The sequence below is a fragment of the Allobosea sp. LjRoot90 genome (genome assembly GCF_964254315.1).
Lineage (GTDB): Bacteria > Pseudomonadota > Alphaproteobacteria > Rhizobiales > Beijerinckiaceae > Allobosea.
Window position 1 is genome coordinate 1,403,243 of record NZ_CAXUTF020000001.1, and the last position, 6,108, is coordinate 1,409,350.

The window sequence follows — 6,108 nt, forward strand, 5'->3', positions numbered from 1 at the left end:
CGCGGATTCTTATCGTCCGGAAGCGAGGCTTCGCATCGACGCTTCAACCCGTTCCAGCACGAAGGCGGCGCGGGTCGCGACATCGGCGCGCGGCAGTTCGACCAGTTCGTAGCCATGGTCGCGATAGGCTGCTGTGACCGCATCATAGGTGCGCTCGGCCTCGGCGAAGTCCTGCTTGCGCTCGGCATCCTGCGCATAGATCTCGCGCCAGGGCGGAGCGGCAAAGACAAGGCGGGCATAGCGGAAGGCGCGAGCCGCCCGGTCGAGATGCTCCGGTACCGCCAGCCCACAGAGCCGCAGATAGCCGACGATGTCGGGGATGCCACGGTCAAAGAAGACGGTGGCAGCGCTTCCTTGCGCGTCGCCATGGCAGCGCATGTCGAAGCCGAGCATCAACTCGGCGAACAGCGCGCGGTCGCGCCAGGGCAAGGCTGGCCCGTCGATGGCGAGCTGGTCGCGGATGATCGCCCGCCCCGCCTCCGGCGCAATCCGGTGACCTGCGGCAGCAAGCGCGGTGAGCAATGTCGTCTTCCCGGCGCCGGGTCCGCCGGTCACCACGAACAAGTGGTCATCTGTCTTCGCCATCTGCATGATCTCCTTGCGATAGGTGCGTTGAAAATCCCGCTGCGCAGCCTTCGGGCTGGCCAAGCCGGCCGCGCCATGGCAGGGCATGGCGTCACCTTTCCGGAGCCATGATGTCCGCCCCGTCCCGTCCCCGTTTCCAGAGCCGCCAAGGCCGCCCTCACCGCGACGGCCCGCCGCCGCACCGACCGGGCGAGATCGACGAGGCGATCCTCTATGGCGCCCATCCGGTGATCGAGGCGCTGCGCAATCCGCAGCGGCGCTTCCGCAAGCTGCTCGCCACCGAGAACGCGCTGAAGCGCCTGGCCGAGGAGATCGGCGAATTGCCGATCGAACCGGAAATGGTCCGGCCTTCAGAGATCGACCGGCTGCTGACGCCCGATGCGGTGCATCAGGGGCTCTATCTCATCTGCGATCCCCTGCCCTCGCCCGATCTCGACAGCCTGCCGGACGATGCGATCGTGCTGGCGCTCGACCAGATCACCGATCCGCACAATGTCGGGGCGATCCTGCGCTCGGCCGCCGCCTTCGCGGTCGCCGCCGTGATCGTCACCATCCGCCATTCGCCGGCGGCGACGGGCGTGCTGGCGAAATCGGCCTCGGGCGCGCTTGAGCACGTGCCGCTGATCGCGGTGAAGAATCTGGGGGATGCGCTCGACAAGCTCGGCGAGCGCGGCTTCCTGCGGCTCGGCTTCGATTCGGAGGGCGACGTCTCGCTCGACGAGGTCCCGCTGCGCCGCCCGCTCGTCCTGGTGATGGGCGCCGAGGGCAAGGGCCTGCGCCAGCGCTCGCGCGAGCTTTGCGACCATCTCGCCCGGCTCGACATGCCCGGCGCGATCAAGAGCCTCAACGTCTCGAACGCCACCGCGATCGCGCTCTACGCCGCAACCCGGCGCGGCTGAAGCTCAGCGCCGCGCCACCCGGCCGTCGCTGCTGAAGCGCATGACCCGCACGATGGGCCGGCCTCGATAGGTTTCGATCCGATACAGCACCGGATCGGCCGCCGGCGGCCGCGGGATACCGATCGCAACGGGTATCGAGGATTCCTTGACCGGCGGCGGCTCGCTGGCTTCCGGGAGCACGACCACGGTCTGCTGGCCGCTGGGCCAGCCGTAGAAGCCGGGATAGCCACCACCATAGTAGCCAGCATGGCGGCGGGAGACGTGGCCAGGCCGCGCAATCGGCCGCATCGGCGCAAACCGTGGAGCGGGCCCCGATACTCCGGACGCCGGGGCCGCCACGAAGCCCGGCGCCGCCGCAGCCGGGGAAGCGGCAAGACACAACCCGGCGAGCAGCACGGTGAGCGGCAGGCCAGCATCGCGCTTCATGGCCGAACTCCTCCTGCATCCATTCGCCGCTGAGCGGCGCGACATGGTTAGCGAGAAGTTAATCGCTCAGCTCGCCCATGGCGAGTCATGGGGCCGCATCGCCCTGGCCGAGCGCTCAATCCTTCGTCTTACGCCTTTCGGTGCAAGACCAAGTGCTCGGTTGAAGATTGCCGGGGGTGGCAGCATTCGTAGCCGATCAAACTTGGCTTTTCCAAGGCCTTTTATCCTGAGTCGGCCCTAGCGCCGGCTCCAAGCGAAGAACCGCCGGACAGGCGGCACGAGGGCGCAGCAGATGGTCTGCGGCGCCCGGGGGAACGAAAAACGGGAGCGCTTCATGAGCATGGCACATGCATCGGCGGCCGCAGGGCCGCGACCGATGACCAGAGAGGAAAAGAAGGTCATTCTGGCCTCCTCGCTGGGCACGGTCTTCGAATGGTACGATTTCTACCTCTACGGTTCGCTCGTCGCGATGATCGGCGCGCATTTCTTCTCGGCCTTCGATCCGAATACGCGCGCCATCTTCGCCTTGCTGGCCTTCGCCGCCGGCTTCCTCGTGCGCCCGTTCGGCGCGCTGTTCTTCGGCCGGCTCGGTGACCTGATCGGCCGCAAATACACCTTCCTCGTCACCATCCTGATCATGGGCGCCTCGACCTTCCTGGTCGGCCTCCTTCCAGGCTACAACACGATCGGCTGGATCGCGCCGGTGATCCTGATCGCGCTGCGCATGCTGCAGGGCCTCGCGCTCGGCGGCGAATATGGCGGCGCGGCGGTCTATGTCGCCGAGCACGCTCCTCCGGGACGGCGCGGCTTCTACACCTCTTTCATCCAGACCACGGCGACGCTCGGCCTCCTGCTGTCGCTGATCGTCATCCTCGGCATTCGCACCACCATGGGCGAGGCAGAGTTCGCCGCCTGGGGCTGGCGCATTCCGTTCCTGGCCTCGATCGTCCTGCTCGCCGTCTCGGTCTACATCCGGCTCCAGATGCAGGAATCGCCGGTGTTCCAGAAAATGAAGGAAGAGGGCACCGGCTCGAAGGCGCCGCTCGGGGAAGCCTTCGGCCAGTGGAAGAACGCCAAGATCGCGCTTCTCGCGCTGTTCGGGCTCACCGCCGGCCAGGCGGTGGTCTGGTACACCGGCCAGTTCTACGCCCTGTTCTTCATCCAGAGCATCCTCAAGGTCGATCTCTACACCTCGAACGTGCTGATCGCCTGGTCGCTCATCCTCGGCACCGGCGGCTTCATCGTCTTCGGCTCGCTGTCCGACAGGATCGGCCGCAAGCCGATCATCCTGGCCGGCTGCCTGATCGCGGCGCTGACCTATTTCCCACTGTTCGGCGCGCTGACCAAGGTGGCCAATCCCGGCCTCGCCGCGGCCCATGAGAACGTCAAGGTCCAGGTCGTTGCCGATCCCGCCACCTGCGGCTCGGTCTTCGACCCGGTCGGCGTGCGCATCTTCACCCAGCCTTGCGACATCGCCCGTCGCACGCTGGCCGCGCAGGCGATCCAGTACACCCAGGCTCCGGCTCCCGCCGGCACGCCTGCCAAGGTCACGGTCAACGGCAAGGACGTCGCGATCGACGCCACCTTCGCCGCCAATATCGGCAAGGAAGCCGTCGCGGCCGGCTACCCGGCGGCGGGCGACGCCCGCATCGTCAAGGCGACGTTCCTCGGCGCGCTGTTCAGCGCGCAGTCGCTGACCATCATCGCGATCCTGACCGTGCTCGTCATCTACGTGACCATGGTCTACGGCCCGATCGCGGCGGCGCTGGTCGAGCTCTTCCCGACCCGCATCCGCTACACCGGCATGTCGCTGCCCTACCATATCGGCAATGGCTGGTTCGGCGGCCTGCTGCCGGCGACCTCGTTCGCCATGGTGGCCGGCACCGGCGACATCTTCTACGGCCTCTGGTACCCGATCGTGATCGCGATGATGACCTTCGTCATCGGCATGCTCTTCGTGCCCGAGACCAAGGATCGCGACATCCTGACCCACGACGGCGGCTGATCCGTCAGTCAAGATCGGCCCTGCCGATCCTGAGGAGCCCCGCCCGAAAGGGCGGGGCTTTTTTGTTGTGGTGACAGGCCGGAGTACCCGATGCGGCGCTGCATCGGCACAAGCTGAAACTAACCCGCGTCAGGCCAATGGGCGGGTACGGTGGGCGAGCAGGAGCACATGATCATGCCTGAAGCCAGACGCAGGCATCGCTGACGACGATAGCGAGGACCTTGCTGCCGGGTATAGGAGTGGAAAGGACATAGCCCGGCGATTTGCCGAGGCCGCCTGAAGCGGGACGTAGCTTCCACCCGCACCGCCATCGATCGTCCGACGGCGACGAGCCTCACACAGGCAGGACAGTGACCGGCGTTCCCAGCGCGACGCGGGCGTAGAGGTGGATGATGTCCTGGTTGATCATCCGGATGCAGCCCGAGGAGACGTTGGTGCCGACGGTATAGGGCTCGGTCGTGCCGTGGATGCGGTAGCCGAGATCGCGCCCCTCGCCGAAGAGATAGAGGGTGCGGGCACCGAGCGGGCTCTTCGGCCCGCCGCGGACGCCGGGGCCGCGCGGCGTCGGCTCGAGTTGGGCCCTGATCTGCGGATCGCGCTCGATCATCTCCTGCGGCGGCACCCAGTCGGGCCAGTCCCGCTTCATGTTGATCTTCGCCACGCCCGTCCAGCCGAAGCCCTCGCGACCGACGCCGACGCCATAGCGCGTCGCGACACCCTGCGATTCGACGAAATAGAGATGGTAGGAGCCGGGATCGACGACGATCGAGCCCGGCGGCTCGGCCCGGCGGAATTCGACGGTCTGGCGCAGATAGCGCGGTTCGATGCTGGCATAGTCGATCGCCGGCACCGAAAAGCGCTCGCCTGGATAGCCCTGGTAGACATCGGCATAGTTCGGGCGCGCCATCGTGCGCGTCAGGCTCGTCCGGCTCGGGACGATGTCCGGCAATGCCACGATGCTGCCCCCGCCGCAGCCGGACAGGCCGGGGGCGACGATCGTGAGGGACGACAGGGTAAACGAACGGCGGGTCAGCATGGCACATCCAAGGCAAGGCTTTTGAAAAGCATCGACTTAGATGGTTACGGGCGAGTGAACGCCGGCCTGCCGAACCGAGATTATCGGCCTCCTTCGCTCAGAACTTCATCTCGACCCTGCCCTTGAGGGCGTGATCGCGCGAGCGCTCGCCGATGGCGGCGGAATAGGTCAGGCCGAGCGCGGTGGCCTGGGAGATGCGCCAGTCGAGGCCGGCCTCGGCGACGAGCGCCTCGCGATCGATCTCGGCCGCGAATACGCGGGCCGGGGTGGTGCCCAGCGCGAAGGCGGTCTTCGCCTGCGGGGTGAGCTCACCGAAGCCGTGGCGCCAGCCGAGCATGGCGCGGGCGAAGAGCGGGGCCGAGCCGATTTGCGCCTCGGCGCGCAGGCCGAGCGTGGTGAAGCCCAGTACCTGCTCGGAGGAGAGAACCCGGAGCGCCGCAGCGCCGCCCTGCTCGGTGCCGGCATCCGTGCTGACCCGGATCAGCGCCAATTGCGCGAAGGGTTCGAGCGCGAAACCGCTGAAGGCGAAGCCATAGCCGAGCTCGGCGAAGCCTTGCGCCACCGCACCGGGGCGCTGCAGGCGCAAGCTGTCGCCGAAGCCACGGATCTGGACCTGGCGGCGGATGTCGCTCTCCGACCAGGTGTAGGCCAGGCCAGCGTCGAGCCTGAGGTTGCCGAAGCGGGCTCCGGCGTAGAGCGCGGCATGGCCGCTCTCGAGCTTGCCGGTGGAGAGGCGGGCATCGAGGTCGAAGCGCGACTGGCTGTAGCCGCCGGCGACACCGACCCTGAGCGAGGAGCCGGGATTGTCGTAGAGCATCAAGTCGGCGCCGAGCAGGGCGCCGCCGCTGCGGCGGCTGAGGCCGGCGGCATTGCCGTCGGCACTGGTGTTGCCGGCGCCACCGAAGGCCTCGCCCCAGAGGGCGTAGCGCGGCTGCGGGACCGGGGCGGCCATCAGCACCGCGCCCTTGCGGCCGGGCAGGTCGGCGCTGAAGGCGGCTGCAACCTGTCCGCCCGGCGCCGTCAGCAGTGGCCCGCGCAAACGCGACAGGATCGTGTCGCGCACCAGCCGGCTCTCGTCGATCATCACGCTGACCGCCTGGGCATGCGCCTCGCCCGAGAGCAGGTCGAAGCCGGCGCGGGCCTCGGCGGCCGTGCCC

At 67.9% G+C, this 6,108-nt stretch carries 6 protein-coding genes; 2 read left to right on the forward strand and 4 right to left on the reverse strand.

Annotation, left to right across the window (positions count from 1 at the left end; genetic code table 11):
• Positions 1-9 precede the first annotated feature (9 nt).
• Positions 10-672: an AAA family ATPase gene (locus tag ACSQ3M_RS06655; RefSeq protein ID WP_436149253.1), complete on the reverse strand. Its 663-nt coding sequence runs from the start codon at positions 670-672 to the stop codon at positions 10-12.
• A gap of 20 nt (positions 673-692) precedes the next feature.
• Between ACSQ3M_RS06655 and rlmB the strand changes: the two genes are divergently transcribed.
• Positions 693-1,484: a 23S rRNA (guanosine(2251)-2'-O)-methyltransferase RlmB gene (gene rlmB, locus ACSQ3M_RS06660; RefSeq protein WP_436149254.1), complete on the forward strand. Its 792-nt coding sequence runs from the start codon at positions 693-695 to the stop codon at positions 1,482-1,484.
• 3 nt (positions 1,485-1,487) lie between these two features.
• On the opposite strand, the gene ACSQ3M_RS06665 is transcribed toward rlmB, so the two are convergent.
• Positions 1,488-1,910: a hypothetical protein gene (locus ACSQ3M_RS06665; RefSeq protein WP_436149255.1), complete on the reverse strand. Its 423-nt coding sequence runs from the start codon at positions 1,908-1,910 to the stop codon at positions 1,488-1,490.
• A 376-nt stretch (positions 1,911-2,286) separates the two neighbouring features.
• Here ACSQ3M_RS06665 and ACSQ3M_RS06670 point away from each other — a divergent pair, with 376 nt between their 5' ends.
• Complete coding sequence (locus tag ACSQ3M_RS06670; RefSeq protein WP_436149256.1) at positions 2,287-3,915, forward strand: MFS transporter; 1,629 nt, start codon at positions 2,287-2,289, stop codon at positions 3,913-3,915.
• Positions 3,916-4,249: 334 nt separating this feature from the next.
• On the opposite strand, the gene ACSQ3M_RS06675 is transcribed toward ACSQ3M_RS06670, so the two are convergent.
• Together ACSQ3M_RS06675 and ACSQ3M_RS06680 are read right to left on the reverse strand one after the other, a co-directional pair.
• Positions 4,250-4,951, reverse strand: coding sequence for a L,D-transpeptidase (locus ACSQ3M_RS06675; RefSeq protein WP_436149257.1), 702 nt, complete (start codon positions 4,949-4,951; stop codon positions 4,250-4,252).
• Positions 4,952-5,048: 97 nt separating this feature from the next.
• On the reverse strand, positions 5,049-6,108 hold a 1,060-nt coding region (locus tag ACSQ3M_RS06680; protein WP_436149258.1), incomplete at its 5' end, for an autotransporter outer membrane beta-barrel domain-containing protein.

What these genes read in the sequence shown, in the direction of transcription:
- ACSQ3M_RS06655 (WP_436149253.1), bottom strand. Translation starts at nt 672, where the DNA reads ATGCCCTGCCATGGCGCGGCCGGCTTGGCCAGCCCGAAGGCTGCGCAG.
- ACSQ3M_RS06665 (WP_436149255.1), bottom strand. Translation starts at nt 1,910, where the DNA reads ATGAAGCGCGATGCTGGCCTGCCGCTCACCGTGCTGCTCGCCGGGTTG.
- rlmB (WP_436149254.1), top strand. Translation starts at nt 693, where the DNA reads ATGATGTCCGCCCCGTCCCGTCCCCGTTTCCAGAGCCGCCAAGGCCGC.
- ACSQ3M_RS06675 (WP_436149257.1), bottom strand. Translation starts at nt 4,951, where the DNA reads ATGCTGACCCGCCGTTCGTTTACCCTGTCGTCCCTCACGATCGTCGCC.
- ACSQ3M_RS06670 (WP_436149256.1), top strand. Translation starts at nt 2,287, where the DNA reads ATGACCAGAGAGGAAAAGAAGGTCATTCTGGCCTCCTCGCTGGGCACG.